General features: G+C 69.7%; 14 protein-coding genes and 1 pseudogene. 5 read left to right on the top strand and 10 right to left on the bottom strand.

The window, feature by feature from the left end; all coding sequences use genetic code 11:
* Positions 1-51: 51 nt before the first annotated feature.
* Complete coding sequence (locus HDA44_RS30420) at positions 52-927, top strand: arylamine N-acetyltransferase family protein (protein WP_184840291.1); 876 nt, start codon at positions 52-54, stop codon at positions 925-927.
* Here HDA44_RS30420 and HDA44_RS30415 read toward each other — a convergent pair.
* The 10 genes and pseudogenes from HDA44_RS30415 to HDA44_RS30370 form a co-directional block, all read right to left on the bottom strand.
* Positions 895-2,331 (bottom strand): NADH-quinone oxidoreductase subunit N, encoded by a 1,437-nt coding sequence (locus HDA44_RS30415; RefSeq protein ID WP_202887638.1) that lies wholly within the window; start codon positions 2,329-2,331, stop codon positions 895-897. The two genes, HDA44_RS30420 and HDA44_RS30415, sit on opposite strands and share 33 nt — an antisense overlap.
* Before the next feature lie 11 nt (positions 2,332-2,342).
* Positions 2,343-3,827, bottom strand: coding sequence for an NADH-quinone oxidoreductase subunit M (locus tag HDA44_RS30410; protein WP_184840287.1), 1,485 nt, complete (start codon positions 3,825-3,827; stop codon positions 2,343-2,345).
* The gene (locus HDA44_RS30405) at positions 3,824-5,581 is read right to left on the bottom strand and encodes an NADH-quinone oxidoreductase subunit L (RefSeq protein ID WP_184840285.1); all 1,758 of its coding nucleotides are present in this window, start codon (positions 5,579-5,581) and stop codon (positions 3,824-3,826) included. The genes HDA44_RS30410 and HDA44_RS30405 overlap by 4 nt, the downstream gene beginning before the upstream one ends.
* The gene (gene nuoK, locus HDA44_RS30400) at positions 5,578-5,955 is read right to left on the bottom strand and encodes an NADH-quinone oxidoreductase subunit NuoK (protein WP_184840283.1); all 378 of its coding nucleotides are present in this window, start codon (positions 5,953-5,955) and stop codon (positions 5,578-5,580) included. The genes HDA44_RS30405 and nuoK overlap by 4 nt, the downstream gene beginning before the upstream one ends.
* A 2-nt stretch (positions 5,956-5,957) precedes the next feature.
* Complete coding sequence (locus HDA44_RS30395; RefSeq protein ID WP_184840281.1) at positions 5,958-6,452, bottom strand: NADH-quinone oxidoreductase subunit J family protein; 495 nt, start codon at positions 6,450-6,452, stop codon at positions 5,958-5,960.
* A 173-nt stretch (positions 6,453-6,625) separates the two neighbouring features.
* Positions 6,626-6,841 (bottom strand): annotated as a pseudogene (locus HDA44_RS37670) (4Fe-4S binding protein); the annotation flags it as partial.
* 202 nt (positions 6,842-7,043) lie between these two features.
* Positions 7,044-8,252 carry a sigma-70 family RNA polymerase sigma factor gene (locus HDA44_RS30385; protein ID WP_184840277.1) on the bottom strand — a complete coding sequence of 403 codons (1,209 nt, stop codon included), beginning with the start codon at positions 8,250-8,252 and terminating at the stop codon, positions 7,044-7,046.
* Positions 8,249-8,593, bottom strand: coding sequence for a YciI family protein (locus HDA44_RS30380; RefSeq protein WP_184840275.1), 345 nt, complete (start codon positions 8,591-8,593; stop codon positions 8,249-8,251). Before HDA44_RS30380 ends, HDA44_RS30385 begins: the two co-directional genes overlap by 4 nt.
* A gap of 34 nt (positions 8,594-8,627) precedes the next feature.
* Entirely contained in the window at positions 8,628-9,839 is a 1,212-nt protein-coding gene (locus tag HDA44_RS30375; protein WP_238352583.1) for a sensor histidine kinase, read from the bottom strand.
* Positions 9,836-10,492 carry a response regulator gene (locus HDA44_RS30370; RefSeq protein WP_184840273.1) on the bottom strand — a complete coding sequence of 219 codons (657 nt, stop codon included), beginning with the start codon at positions 10,490-10,492 and terminating at the stop codon, positions 9,836-9,838. Before HDA44_RS30370 ends, HDA44_RS30375 begins: the two co-directional genes overlap by 4 nt.
* Positions 10,493-10,599: 107 nt before the next feature.
* Between HDA44_RS30370 and HDA44_RS30365 the strand changes: the two genes are divergently transcribed.
* Genes HDA44_RS30365 through HDA44_RS30350 form a run of 4 tightly spaced genes read left to right on the top strand, consistent with a single transcriptional unit; the run spans position 10,600 to position 14,169 of the window.
* Positions 10,600-11,118, top strand: a complete 519-nt coding sequence (locus HDA44_RS30365) for a hypothetical protein (RefSeq protein WP_184840271.1) — start codon at positions 10,600-10,602, stop codon at positions 11,116-11,118.
* The gene (locus HDA44_RS30360; protein ID WP_184840268.1) at positions 11,118-12,170 is read left to right on the top strand and encodes a peptidoglycan-binding protein; all 1,053 of its coding nucleotides are present in this window, start codon (positions 11,118-11,120) and stop codon (positions 12,168-12,170) included. Before HDA44_RS30365 ends, HDA44_RS30360 begins: the two co-directional genes overlap by 1 nt.
* A complete protein-coding gene (locus HDA44_RS30355) occupies positions 12,167-12,832 on the top strand; it encodes an ATP-binding cassette domain-containing protein (RefSeq protein WP_184840266.1) in 666 nt (221 codons plus the stop codon). The genes HDA44_RS30360 and HDA44_RS30355 overlap by 4 nt, the downstream gene beginning before the upstream one ends.
* Positions 12,829-14,169: an ABC transporter permease gene (locus HDA44_RS30350; RefSeq protein WP_184840264.1), complete on the top strand. Its 1,341-nt coding sequence runs from the start codon at positions 12,829-12,831 to the stop codon at positions 14,167-14,169. The genes HDA44_RS30355 and HDA44_RS30350 overlap by 4 nt, the downstream gene beginning before the upstream one ends.
* The last annotated feature ends 1 nt before the right edge of the window (position 14,170 follow it).

Genomic DNA, 14,170 nt, shown 5'->3' with positions numbered 1-14,170 from the left:
CGGCCGCCGAGCACGCCTCTGTCCATCTAGTGCGGGCACTAGTGTGATCCGATGGACAGCACAGCGTTCCTGCGGCGGATCGGCATCGACTCGTACGGCGGTCCGCCTCGGCTGGATGCGTTGACTCGGCTGCATGAGGCGTTCGTGGATCAGGTGCCGTACGAGACCATCCAGTACCAGCTCACACTCGGTGGTCCGTTGGAGCCGGAGGAGTCCGCGAAGCGGATCATCGCCCGGGAAGCCGGTGGGTACTGCTTCCAGCTCAACGGCAGCTTCGCTCTGCTGCTGACCACCCTCGGGTACCAAGTACGCATGCACCGCGGCAGCGTCCACACCGTGACGCGGGACGCGGACATCGATGCCACGCACCTGGTGCTGACGGTCAGTGGACTGGCCGAGGATCCGGAGCGGGTCTGGCTGGTCGACGCGGGCCTCGGCGACGGTCTGCGGCAGCCGATGCCGTTGGAGCTCGGTACGGCCGAGCAGTACCCGTTCACGCTCCGCCTCCGCCGGTCGGAGAAGACCGCCGACGGCTGGCGGCTCGACCACGATCCACGACAGGGCCTGATCGGCATGGACTTCGAGTCGGCGGCAGTCGGGCTGGACGCGTTCGCGGCGCAGCACACTGCCTTGTCGATGGATCCGGCGTCCCGGTTCGTCACCGTGGCGTCGGCCTTTCGGCGTACGCGGCAATCGGTCGTCGTGGTGCGTTCGATCGGGATGAGCGAGACCTTCGCCGACCGCGTGGACCACACCTTGCTCGACAACCCGGCCGACTACTTCACCGCGCTCGCGGACATCTTCCGGCTGCCGCTCCCCCAGTACGGCCCGGCCGACCGCGACCGGCTGTGGCGCCGGGTGTGGGCGCAGTACGAGGCGTTCCTGGCGCGGACGTCAGGTAGCCAGCGCGAAGAGGATGCTGGGTAGGACCGAAATGACCGCGGTGATCGCGGCGAACAGCGAGATCATCGCGACCGCCGGGCTTTCGATGTCGACCGAGAACGGGTCGTCGGCCGGGAGTCGGAAGAGTTCGGCGACCCAGCGGAGGTAGACGGCCAGGCCGATCATCACGTTGATCGCCATCACGATCGCCAGCCAGCCGAGGTGCGCGTCGATGACCGCCTGGAACGCGGCGAACTTGGTGAACAGGCCCGCTAGCCCCGGCGGCAGACCGGCCAGCACGACCAGGAAGAAGATCAGCGCGGCCGCGAGGCCGGGCTCGGAGCGGACCATGCCGCGGTAGTCGGTGAGCCGGCCGCCGGGGCGGTGCCGCTGCACGACGGCGACGGCTCCGAACGCGCCGAGCGTGACCACGACGTACGCCGCCAGGTACCCGACTACTGCCTGCGCGTCGCCGACGGCGAGCGGCGCGAGCAGGAAGCCGACCTGGCCGATCGACGACCAGGCGAGCAGCCGCACCGCCTCGACCTGACGCAGCGCGGCGAGGTTGCCGACCGTCATCGTGACGGCGGCGAGGATGGCGACGACGGTCCGCAGGGACGAGCCGTCCGGCGCGATCCCCGACGTCATCAGGACCAGCAGTCCGGCGACGCCGGCCGACTTCGACACGACGGCAAGGAACGCGGTGACCTCGACCGGAGCGCCGACGTACGTGTCCGGCAGCCAGCCGTGGAACGGCACCGCCGCGATCTTGAACGCGAACCCGACGATGACGAACAACCCGGCGGCGAACGCGACCCGGGCCAGGTCCGGGTCCAAACCAGTCAACCGATTCGCGATCGTGCTCAGGTAGAGCGAGCCGGTCACCCCGTACAGGTAGGAGACGCCGAACAGCATCACCGCGGTCGACAGCACCGACACCAGGAACGCCTTCAGCGCGCCTTCCGAACCGCGCCGGTCCCGCCGGAGCGCGACCATCGCGAAGCTCGGCAGCGACACCACCTCGAGCGCGATCACCAGCGTCGCGAGGTCCCGCGCGCCGGCCAGTACGGTCGCGCCGGTGAGCGCGCTGAGCAGGAGGAAGTGGTACTCGCCGATCGGGATGTCCGCGGCCAGCAACCGGTACGCGGACAGGCCGACGACACCGAGCCCACCGACCAGGAGCACCGCCCACAACCCGGCGGTCAACGGTTCGAAGACCAGACTGCACTCCGCCGGGCCTTCCACTGCCGTCCGGCAGAACGCGGGTTTGAAGTCGGTCCGCTGCGCCCAGACGAAGACCAGCCCGAACAGGATCACCACACTGGTCAGCAACGTCACGACGGTGTGCCGGAGCTCGGCCGACGCGCTCTTCCAGAAGCTGTCCACGAGCAGCACCGCGACCGCGCCGATCGCCAGCACCAGCGGTACGGCGATCGCCTGCCAATCCATCCAGGTCAGGGTCACAGTGCACCCCACTGCTGGAGGAGGAGGCCGGGCCAAACGCCCAGGAGCACGGTCAGGGTGATCAGCGGGGTCCAGGTGACCAGCTCGATGCCGCTCAGATCGACCGCGAAGGCGGCCGGTGGGTTCTCGGCCGGGTCGCCTTGGCACAGGTTGCGGACCAGGCGCAGAAAGTACGCCGCGGTCAGTACGGTGCCGAGCCCGGCGATCACCATGAACACCAAGAACGTTGTCCTCGGCAACCACGGCGCCGGATCGTACGCCCCGAGCAGTACCAGCATCTCGCCCCAGAACCCGGCCAGCCCGGGCAGACCGAGCGAAGCGAGGCAGGCGAATGTCAGCAGCGCGGCGATCCGCGGCAGCCGCGCGTACAGGGCCCGCCCGATCGCGCGCAGGTCGCTGGTGTCGTGCCGGTCCTTGATCGCGCCGGCGAGGAAGAACAGCAGGCCGGTGATCAACCCGTGCGCGATGTTCGCGAACAGCGCGCCGCGCAGCCCGGCCGGTGACATCGTCGAGATACCGAGCCCGATGAAGCCCATGTGGCCGACACTCGAGTACGCGATCAGCCGCTTCACGTCGGTCTGGGCCAGACAGGCCAGCGATCCGGCCACGATCGCGACCGTCGAGAACCCGCCCAGGTACGGCGCGATGGTCGCCGTGGCGTCGGGCAGTACGGGCACCAGGATCCGGATCATGCCGTACGTACCCAGCTTCAGGAGGACGCCCGCGAGCAGCACCGATCCGACCGTCGGCGCCTTGGCGTGCGCGTCCGGCAGCCAGATGTGCAACGGCCACAGCGGCACCTTCACCGCCAGACCGACCGCGATCAGCACGGCCGCGGCCAGTGGGATGCCGTGCCCGCCGAGCACCGGCGACGAGGTCAGGTAGACGAGGTCGAACGTCCCCGCGACCCGCTGCACCAGCAAGAACCCGAGCAGCATCAACGCCGACCCGAACACCGTCATCAGAATGAACGTGGTCGCGGCCCGCTTCCGCCCGGCCGGGTCGTGGTGGTCGCCCCAGATGTCGATCACCAGCCACATCGGGATCAGCACGATCTCGAAGCAGACGAAGAACAGCACCAGGTCGAGCGCCGAGAACGTCCCGAGTACACCCGCCTCGATCACCAGCAGCAGCGCGATCAGCGAGCGCGTACGCCCGATCCGCGGCGTGATCTTCAGCGAGTACAGGCAGCAGACGAAGGTGAGCAGCGCGGTCAGGGCGATCAGCGGCACCGAGATCGAGTCGACGCCGACGTGGAACCGGACGTCGAGGGACGGAATCCACGCCACGTCCAGCTCGGCGTACCGCCGGTTGCCGGCCGGTGCGCCGGCCCACAACAGCACCGCTCCGATCAGAACGAGGCCCGAAATCACCGACCCGTACGCGGCCGCGAATTTGTCGCCGAGTGTGGCCGGGACCGCCCACAGGGCCAGCGCGGCGAGGATCGGCAGCGCGAGCATGCCGAGCAGGATCGCGTTCACGAGCCGATCACCCCCGCCAGCACGGCCAGCGCGACCACGCCGATCACGGCGGCGGTCAGGTACGTCTGTACGTTGCCGGTCTGCAACCGGCGGAAGCCCTGTGACGCCAGCGTGCCCGCGCGGCCCGCCGCCCGGACGTACGCGCCGACGACATCGCGATCGCCCGCGACGGTCAGCTTCGCCAGCCAGTGCACCGGCACCACGACCGCGGCGTGGTACGCCGGATCGACGTCGAACTCACGCTCGAGCACGACCGGCCGTGGATCGGCCCCACGACGCCACAGCGAGTACGCCGGGAAGGCACCGAGGACGACCAGTGCGGCCGAGATCAGCCCGATCACCCAGTTGAGGTGTACGCCGTCCGCGTACCCGAGGGCGATCGCGGCGACCGCCAGCAGCACGAGCGGCGCCAGCATCACCCACGGCGCATCGCGCAGCTTGGACGTGTCGGGATCGTCCAGCTCCGCCTTGCCCTCTTCGAAGGCGTCGACCCCACCGGCCAGCGCGGGCGTCCGGAAGAACACCCACAGCCACAGCCGTACGCAGTAGAACGCGGTCAGCGCGGCGGTCAGGCAGACCGAGAGCAGGACTACCCAGCCGATCGCCGACCCGTCGTGCGCCCGCTCCCAGGCCGCCTCGATCACGGTGTCCTTGGAGAAGAACCCCGCGAACCCCGGTACGCCGGCGAGCGCCGCGAGTCCGATCGTCATGGTTACGAACGTCACGCGCAACACCTTCCGCGACCGGCCGCGGCGCGTGTACCGGCGCAGGACGACGAGGGCCGCGCTGCCGATCTGATGCAGGAGCACCCCGGCGCACAGGAACAGCAGGCCTTTGAAGGCGGCGTGCGTGACCAGGTGGAAGAGCGCCGCGTGCCGGCCGTCGGCCGTACCGAGGGACAGCGCGGAGAACATGATCGCGAGCTGGCTGACCGTCGACCAGGCGAGTACGCGCTTGACCTCGACCGCGGCGGAAGCGCACAACGCGGCGAACAGCATGGTCACGCAGGCGACGATCGCCAGCACGGTGAGCGTGGTCCGCGAAGCGGAGAACACGTTGTACAGCCGGGCGATCAGGAAGACGCCGGCGGCAACCATCGTGGCCGCGTGGATCAGCGCGCTGACCGGGCTCGGGCCGGGCATCGCGTCCGGGAGCCAGGTCTGCAACGGGACCTGCGCCGACTTGCCGACCACACCGACCAGGAGCAGCAGCGTCCCGGTGGTGAGCACGCCGGGTGCGATCCGCGCCGGATCGAGCTCCGAGATCCGGAACGTGTGCGCGCCGACCCCGAGTACGAAGATGCCGAACAGGAACCCGACATCGGCGAACCGGGTCATCAGGAACGCCTTGACCGCGCCGGACCGGGCGTCGCGCCGCTCCCAGTAGTGGCCGATCAGCAGGTACGAACAGGCGCCCATCACCTCCCACCCGATCAGCAGGAAGAACAGGCTGTCCGAGATCACGACGGTCACCATCGCCGCGGTGAACAGCGTGACCAGGGCGTGGTACGAAGCGGGGCGCTCCTGGAGGTACCCGAGTGAGTACACCTGGACGCACGTCGCGATCACGCCGACCACCGCGAGCAGCAGGACAGTCAGATCGTCGGTACGGGCGGCGAAACCGATCGTGAGGTCGCCGACCGGGGAGTTCAGGAACGCGACCTGGTCGGGCGTGGCGCCGTGCAGCAGGGCCGCGAACAGCAGGATCAGCAGCGAGAAGGCGACGCCGGTGACGCGCCAGACGGTCGCGATCACGACGCCTCCTCCGGCCCGCGCGACGCCGCCCGGTCAGTCGCCTCCACCAGGCCGGGCCCCTCCGCCGCGCCGGGCACCTCCACCAGGTCACGCGCGGCGTCCGCGTCGACGTGGCCGTGGCCGCGGAACAGCAGCAGGACGATCGCCAGGCCCAGACCGATCTCGGCCGCGGCCAGTGTGATCACGAAGACGGCCAGCGTCTGGCCGGCCGTGTCCAGCCGCCACGCGTCGAAGGCGACCAGGTTCAGGTTCACCGCGTTCAGCATCAGCTCGAAGGACATCAGCATCGTGATCGCGTTGCGGCGCGCCAGCACGCCGTACACACCGAGGCAGAACAGGACGACCGCCAGCAGCAGCGGGAGGATCAACGGCACCGTCAGTCCCCCTTCTTGTGCTGCGACAGGGCGATCGCGCCGATCAGCGCGGCCAGCAGCAGCACCGAGAGGACCTCGAACGGGAGCACCCAGGTCTTGAACACCTGCGTACCAACGGCTTCGGCCGAGCCGTTCGGTACCGGCCTGATCTTCTTGTTGCCAAAGGCAAGCACCACGCCGGCGCCGAGGAGCAGCGCGAGGGCGCCCGCGACGACGGCCGCGAACGGGCTGCGGCCGGTGGTGAGACCGGGCAGCGGGTTGGTCGGGGCCTTGGTCAGCATCAGGGCGAACAGGACGAGTACGACGATCGCGCCGACGTACACCAGGATCTGCACCAGCGCGACGAACTCGGCGTGCAGCGCGCCGAAACAACCGGCCACCCCGCCGAGCGCGACCACCAGCCAGAGCGCCGCGTGCACGATCCGGCGCGAGGTGACGACGAGCACGGCCGCCACCACCGCTACCACCCCGGCGACGGCGAACAGAACCGTCGTCACGCTTGATCCTCGGCTGGCCGGTCCCCGGCGGGCTGATTGTCGCCGGCTTGGTTGTCGGGTGCCGGGCCGGGGTCGATCGGTTGTGGTGCCGGGACCGTCCACATCCAGTCCCGGAGGCGGTCCTTCTCGTGGGTCAGATTGCGGATGTCGGTCTCCGCGTACTCGAACTCCGGCGACCAGAACAGCGCGTCGAACGGGCAGGCCTCGATGCAGATCCCGCAGTACATGCAGAGGCTGAAGTCGATCGCGAACCGGTCCAGTACGTTCCGGCTGCGTTCCCGGGCCTGCTCACCGACCGACGGCGCGGTCTCGGTGTGCGAGTCGATGTAGATGCACCAGCTCGGGCACTCGCGGGCGCACAGCATGCAGGAGGTGCAGTTCTCCTCCATCAGCGCGATCACCCCGCGACTCCGCGGCGGCAACTCGGGCAGGACATCCGGGTACTGCTCGGTGACGGACCGCCGGGCCAGCGTCCTCGCCGTGACCTTCAGCCCGTCGACCAGCCCCTTACCTGGCAACCCCACGATCCACCTCCCGTCTCTCTACCAGGACCCTAGCGCCCCGACCGCCGTTCCGCCCATCGACTCGGGCTCAGCCACTCCGGGAGCGGAGATAGGCCTGTTCGGCCTGGTTGGGAGTCAGCGACAGGGCAGTCCGGTACGCGGCCCGGGCTTCGGCGGGGCGGTTGAGACGAGTCAGGAGATCGGCGCGGATCGCATGGAACAGGTAGTAGGTGGTCAGCGGAAGCGCATCGACCAGCTCCAGCGCGGCCGCCGGGCCGGTCACTTCGGCGACCGCGACGGCGCGGTTGAGCGCCACCACCGGCGTGAGTTCCAACGCCAGGAGATGGTCGTAGAGCTGCACGATCTGGGGCCAGTCAGTCGCCGCGGCGGTGCGGGCGTCGGCGTGTACGGCGTTGATGGCGGCCTGGAGTTGGTACGGACCAGGCTGATTCCGGCGCAGGCACTGCCGGACCAGCGACTGCCCCTCCGCGATCAGCGCGCTGTCCCAGCGGGAGCGGTCCTGATCAGCCAGCCGGACGAGTGAACCATCGGCCGCGACCCGCGCCGGGCGGCGAGATTGCTGGAGCAGCATCAAACCGAGCAGACCGACTGCTTCAGGCTCATCCGGCATCAGGTCGACGAGCAGACGGCCGAGCCGGATCGCTTCACGGGCGAGCTCGTCGCGAACCAGGCTCTCGCCCGACGACGCCGCGTACCCCTCGTTGAAGATCAGGTACACCACCGCGAGTACGCCCCGGACCCGTTCCGGCAGATCGGCCTCGTACGGCACGCGGTACGGGATGCCCGCGGCGCGGATCTTCGCCTTGGCGCGGACCAGCCGCTGCGCCATCGTCGGCTCCGGGACCAGGAAGGCATGCGCGATCTCCGCGGTGCTGAGGCCGCCGAGCATCCGCAGCGTGAGCGCGACGCGTACGTTCAGCGCGAGCGCCGGGTGGCAGCAGGTGAAGATCAGCCGGAGACGGTCGTCCTGCACGGCACCCTCCTCCACCGGCTCGGTCTCGGCGTGCAGCAGCGCCGCCTGGGCCTGCTTGCCGGCCCGCGCCGCCTCGCGCCGCAGCCGGTCGACGGCGCGGTTCCGCGCGGTCGTGATGATCCAGCCGGCCGGGCTCGGCGGTACGCCGCTCTCCGGCCACTTCTCGATCGCCGCCGCGAACGCGTCCTGGACGGCGTCCTCGGCGATCTCCAGATCACCGAACACCCGCGTCAGGACCGCCACGGCCCGCCCGTGCTCGGCCCGGAAGATCGCTTCCAGACCAAGCTCCGGGGGTGGATTCACGAGTAGAAGGGCCTGACCTCGATGGCAAGACCACGCAGTACTTCGGCCAGCCGCCGCGCCCAGTGCAGTGCGGCGTCCAGGTCCGCCACCTTGATCACGGTGAACCCACCGAGGTGTTCTTTGCCTTCCGTATATGGACCGTCCGTGACGAGTACCTCGTCGTCGCGCGCCTTCAGTACGGTCGCGGTCTCCGGCGGGTGCAGGCCGGCGGCGAACACCCAGACGCCGGCCGCCCGCATCTCCTCGTTCAACGCCTGCAGGTCACCCATGATCGGTTCCAGGACCTCGGCGTCGGGCGCGGGTCCGTCGGGCTGGTAGATGCTGAGCAGGTACTGGTTCATCACTGCCTCCTTCTCATCACCTGTACGAACAGTCTCAGCCCGGATCGACAGGCAGCACCACGGTGATTTCCAGGCCGCCGCCGGCACGCGGTACGGCGGTCACCGTCCCACCATGCGCCTCCGCCACCGACCGTACGATCGACAGGCCCAGCCCGGCACCCTTGCCGCCGACCAGCCGCTCCGCGCCGAGCCGGTAGAACGGCTTGAACAGCGCCTCCACCTCGTACGGCGGGATCTCGGGCCCGGTGTTGGTGACCACCACCTCCACTTGGTCGCCGACGGTCTTGCTGATCACCCGTACCCATCGCCCGGTTCCCTGCTGGTCCGTGTTGTGGCGGATGCCGTTCTCGACCAGGTTGTGGACGAGCCGCTCAAGCAGGAGCGCGTCGCCTCGCGTGGGCGCGTCGCCGGCGCCGCGGATGACCTCGACGCCGGCCGCATCCGCCTCACCAGCCAGTTGCCCGGCCACGTGCGTGACGATGTCCGCGAAGTTCACCGGGTACGTGGTCGTGAGCTGCTTCTCGGAGTCGGCCAGGATCAACAGGCCCTCGATCAGCTGCTCGTGCCGCGCGTTGATCGTGAGCAGACTCTCCCCCAGCTCCTTCACGTCCGCCGACGCCGTACGCCGGTGCATCGCGACTTCCACCAGCGCCCGGCCGAGCGTCAGCGGCGTACGCAGCTCATGCGACGCGTTGGCGACGAAGCGGCGCTGGCCGTCGAACGAGTGGTCCAGCCGCTCCACCATCGTGTCGAACGCGTCAGCCAGGTTCTTCACCTCATCGTCCGGGCCCTTCAGCGCGATCCGTTCGTGCAGGGCGGACGGCGAGGCGGAGATGCGGCGAGCCGTGTCCGTGACCCGGTGCAGCGGCGCCAGTACCCGCCCGGCGACCAGCCAGCCGAACCCCGCCGCCAGCGCGCCGACCGCGACCAGCGCGATGCTGCCCTGGGTCAGGAACGTCTTCACGGCCGCCGCGCGGACCTGATCACGTTGCTGGGCCAGCACCCGCTCCGCGTCGGGACCGCTCAGCACGGCGCCGTCCTTGTTCATCACGTACGCGTCCGGCGGTGGCAGTGCCTTCTGAGTGGTACCCGGGTTCACGTACGTGCCCTTGATCAGTACTCGGTACTGCTGGCCGAGGTTCGCGTTGAACAGGGCATACGTGACGCCGAGCAGGAGCACGCCCGCGACCATGAACAGGCCGCCGTACAGGAGGGTCAGCCGGCCGCGGAGCGAGAGTCTTCTCAAGGGATGCGGTACCCGACGCCGGTGACCGTCTCGACCAGACCCGGTTCGCCCAGCTTCCGGCGCAGTTTGAGAATCGTCAGCCGGACCGCTCCGGTGAACGGATCCACATGCTCGTCCCATGCCTTCTCCAGCAGTTGTTCGGCCGACACGGTCGCGCCGTCGGCTCGCAGCAGCTCCGCGAGTACGGCGAACTCCTTCTTCGACAACGGCACGTACCGGCCGTCCCGGAACACCTCGTGGCGGGCCGGGTCCAGCGCCAGCCCGGCCCGCCGCAGCACCGGCGGATCGGCCGGCCGGCTGCGCCTGCCGAGCGCCAGCACCCGCGCCGCCAGCTCGGCGAACGCGAACGGCTTGGTCAGATAGTCGTCCGCGCCCAGCCCGAGCCCATCGACGCGGTCCGTGATCGCCGCGGCCGCGGTCAGCATCAGCACCCGGGTCGCCGATCCGGACGCGACCAGCTGCCGGCAGACCTCGTCGCCGTGGACCACCGGAATGTCACGGTCCAGCACCAGTACGTCGTACGCGTTGACCGACAGCCGCTCCAGCGCGGTGCCGCCGTCGCCGGTCACGTCGACCGCGTGCGAATCGTCCCGCAACCACTCCGCGATCGCCGCCGCCAGCAACGGTTCGTCCTCCACCACCAGTACGCGCACCTACCCATGATCACCGATGCCGCTGTTTCCGCCGTGTTTCCAGGCCCGGAAACGGTCAGGAAACGGCGTACCGCGAAGGCTGTCCGGAAACGAGAGGAGCATCACCGATGCGCAAGACCATCCTGGCCACGACCATCCTGGCGGCCGGCCTGATCCTGACCGGCTGCGGCGCCGACAAGCCCGACGCCCAGGTCGCCTCCGGCAGCGGGGACCAGGCCGGCGCCCAGTCCAGCGCGCCGACCAGCGCCCCGGCGAGCCTCAGCAAGGACGAGATGGCGGTGAAGTTCACCCAGTGCCTGCGGGAGAACGGGCTGAACGTACCCGATCCGGAACCGGGCAAGGGCCCGATGCTGAAGTTCGACAAGAACTCCGGCATCACCCAGGAGCAGGTGCAGAAGGCGATGGAGGCCTGCCGGCAGTACGACCCGCAGGCCGAAGGCGGCGCGAACCCGCAGCAGGCGGAGAACGGCCGGAAGTACGCCGAGTGCATGCGGAAGAACGGCGTGGAGAAGTTCCCGGACCCGAAGCCGGACCAGCGCGGCATCATGATCGGCCCGGGCGTCGCCGACGACCCGGACTTCAAGACCGCGCAGGCCGCCTGCCAGAACCTCCTGGCCGCGAAGTGATGCGCAAGGCCCTGACGGCTGCGGTCGTCCTGGTTGCCGGGGGCGCCGCGAGCGTCTTCCTGGTCAACCGGGGCGACACCAGTCAGGCAGCGAAGCAGACCGCGCAACCGCTGCCGGTGAACACCACGAAGGTGACGCAGCAGACCCTGAAGGACACCGAGACCCAGGACGGCACGCTGGGTTTCGGCACCACCTCGTCGGCGGTGAACCGGGACGCGGGCACGGTCACGTTCGTACCCGGCAGCGGGCAGGAGCTCCGGCGGGGCAACACCGTGTACAGCATCGACAACAAGCCGACCACGCTGCTGTACGGGGCGTTGCCGGCGTACCGGAAACTGTCGATCGGCAGCGAGGGCAAGGACGTTCTGCAACTCGAGCAGAACCTCGCCGCGATGGGTTACAGCGGTTTCACGGTGGATGACGAGTACACGTCCGCGACCGCCACGGCGGTCGAGGAGTGGCAGGACGACCTCGGGTTGGACGAGACCGGCGTGGTGGAGCTCGGCTCCGTGTTGTTCGCTCCTGGGCACATCCGGGTGGACAGCGTGCAAGGACAGGAAGGTTCACCGCTCGGGCCGAACCAGCCGGTGCTCAGCTACACCGGTACGACCCGGGCGGTGACGGTCCGGCTCGACGCCGCGGACCAGCGGCTGGCGACGATGAACGCGGCCGTGACCGTCGCGCTGCCGGACGGAAACACGGTTCCCGGCAAGATCGAGAAGGTGTCGACGGTCGTCATCCCGGCGGAGAGCCCGGACAAGGACCCGGAGACCAAGATCGAGGTGATCGTTGCCATCGCCAACCAGAAGGCGGTCACCGCCTGGTCGTCCGCCGCCACCGACGTCACCTTCACCGCCTCGGAGCGGAAGAACGTACTCACCGTCCCGGTCGCGGCCCTGGTCGCGCTGCGCGAAGGCGGGTTCGGGGTCGAGGTGACGGACGGGACCACGTCGCGGTACGTACCGGTCAAGACCGGGTTGTTCGCGAGCGGTCAGGTCGAGATCACCGGTACGGGGATCAAGGCCGGTACCACGGTGGGGATTCCGAAGTGATCGAGCTACGGGACGTCACGAAGGTGTACGCGGGCGGGGTGAACGCGCTTGCCGGGGTGAGTTTGCAGGTCGAGCGCGGTGAACTGGTCGCGATCGTCGGGCCGTCCGGGTCCGGCAAGTCGACGATGCTGAACGTCCTCGGCACGCTCGACCGGCCGACGTCCGGCACGGTCCGGATCGACCGGTACGACGTGGCGCGACTGTCCGACGCCGGCCTGTCCGCGCTCCGGGCGACCCGGATCGGGTTCGTGTTCCAGCAGTTCCATCTGGCCGCCGGGGTACGGGCGGTGGACAACGTGGCCGACGGGTTGCTGTACTCCGGTTTGCGGATGTCCGCGCGCCGCAAACGAGCGGCGGCGGCGCTGGAGCGGGTCGGGCTCGGGCATCGCCTCGACCATCACCCGAACCAGCTGTCAGGTGGCGAACGCCAGCGCGTCGCGGTCGCCCGGGCGGTCGTCGGTGAACCCGGTGTACTACTGGCCGACGAGCCGACCGGGGCGCTCGATTCCGCGTCCGGGGCAGGTGTGATGCAACTCCTCCGCGACCTGCACGCGGCCGGTACGACGGTCGTCGTCATCACCCACGACCGCGACATCGCCGCGTCCCTCCCCCGCCAGATCCGGATGCGCGACGGGTACATCGTCGAGGAGGCACACGCATGACAGACGCCGAAACCGGCAACCCGGGCAGCGAGCCCGCGCCACCCGGCTCCACCCGCTCACCGAGCGAGCCGACGCCGCCTGGCTCTACCCGCTCACCGAGCGGCAAGCCGACGCGCCCTGGCTCCACCCGCTCGCCCGGCGCTGAGTTGCGGCCCGCCAGTTTGAAGCCGCGGGATGTTGTCCGGGTGGGTGCCGTCGGGTTGCGGACGCGGCCCACCCGGGCGTTCTTGTCCGCGCTGGGCATCGCGATCGGGATCGCGGCGATGGTTGCCGTGGTCGGGATCTCGTCGTCCTCACGGGCCGAGCTCGACGGGCAACTGGATGCCCTCGGCACCAATCTGCTCACCGTCACCCCGGGCACCAGCCTGACCGGCGAACAGGCCCAGCTACCACTCGCCGCGGAGTCCATGGTCCGCCGGATCCCACCGATCCGGGCCGAGTCGGCGATCGGCAAGGTGGACAACGCCTCGGTGTACCGGACGAACAAGATCCCCGACATCGAGACCAACGGCATCCTCGCGTACGCCGCCCGGACCAACTTGCTCGACACCATCGGCGGTACGGTCCGCAGCGGCAAATGGATCGACGCGGCGACCGGCACGTACCCGGCGACCGTGCTCGGCGCGGCCGCCGCCGACCGGCTCGGGATCACCCGCGCCGGCCCGGATGTCCAGGTGCTGATCGGCAAAACCTGGTTCACCGTGCTCGGCATCCTCGAACCCGCCGCGCTGGCACCGGAGCTGGACACCGCAGCCCTGATCGGCTGGCCGGCCGCGAGCGGCAAGCTGTCCTTCGACGGGCACCCGACCACCATCTACACCCGCTCCGACGACGCGCAGGTGGCCGACGTCCGATCGGTGCTCGGGGCAACGGCCAACCCGGAAGCCCCGAACGAGGTGGAGGTGTCGCGGCCGTCCGACGCGCTGGCCGCGAAACAGGCCGCCGGGCAGGCGTTCACCGGCCTGCTGCTCGGCCTCGGCGCGGTTGCTCTGCTGGTCGGTGGTGTTGGGGTCGCCAACATCATGGTCATCTCCGTGCTCGAACGCCGCGCCGAGATCGGACTGCGCCGCTCACTCGGCGCGACCCGCGGCCAGATCCGGACCCAGTTCCTGACCGAATCGCTGCTGCTTTCCGCGCTTGGCGGCATCGGCGGCGCGTTACTCGGAGCAGCCGTGACCGCCGCCTACTCGTCGTACCAGAACTGGCTGACCGTGATCCCGGTCTGGGCACTGGCCGGCGGCGTGATCGCCACCCTCGCAATCGGCGCCCTGGCCGGCCTCTACCCCGCCGTCCGCGCCTCCCGCCTCTCCCCCACGGAGGCCCTCGCCACTCCTTGAC

This window comes from Kribbella solani (assembly GCF_014205295.1).
Lineage (GTDB): Bacteria > Actinomycetota > Actinomycetes > Propionibacteriales > Kribbellaceae > Kribbella > Kribbella solani.
The sequence above is the reverse complement of the archived record's forward strand: the minus strand, read 5'-3'. Positions and strand labels throughout refer to the sequence as shown.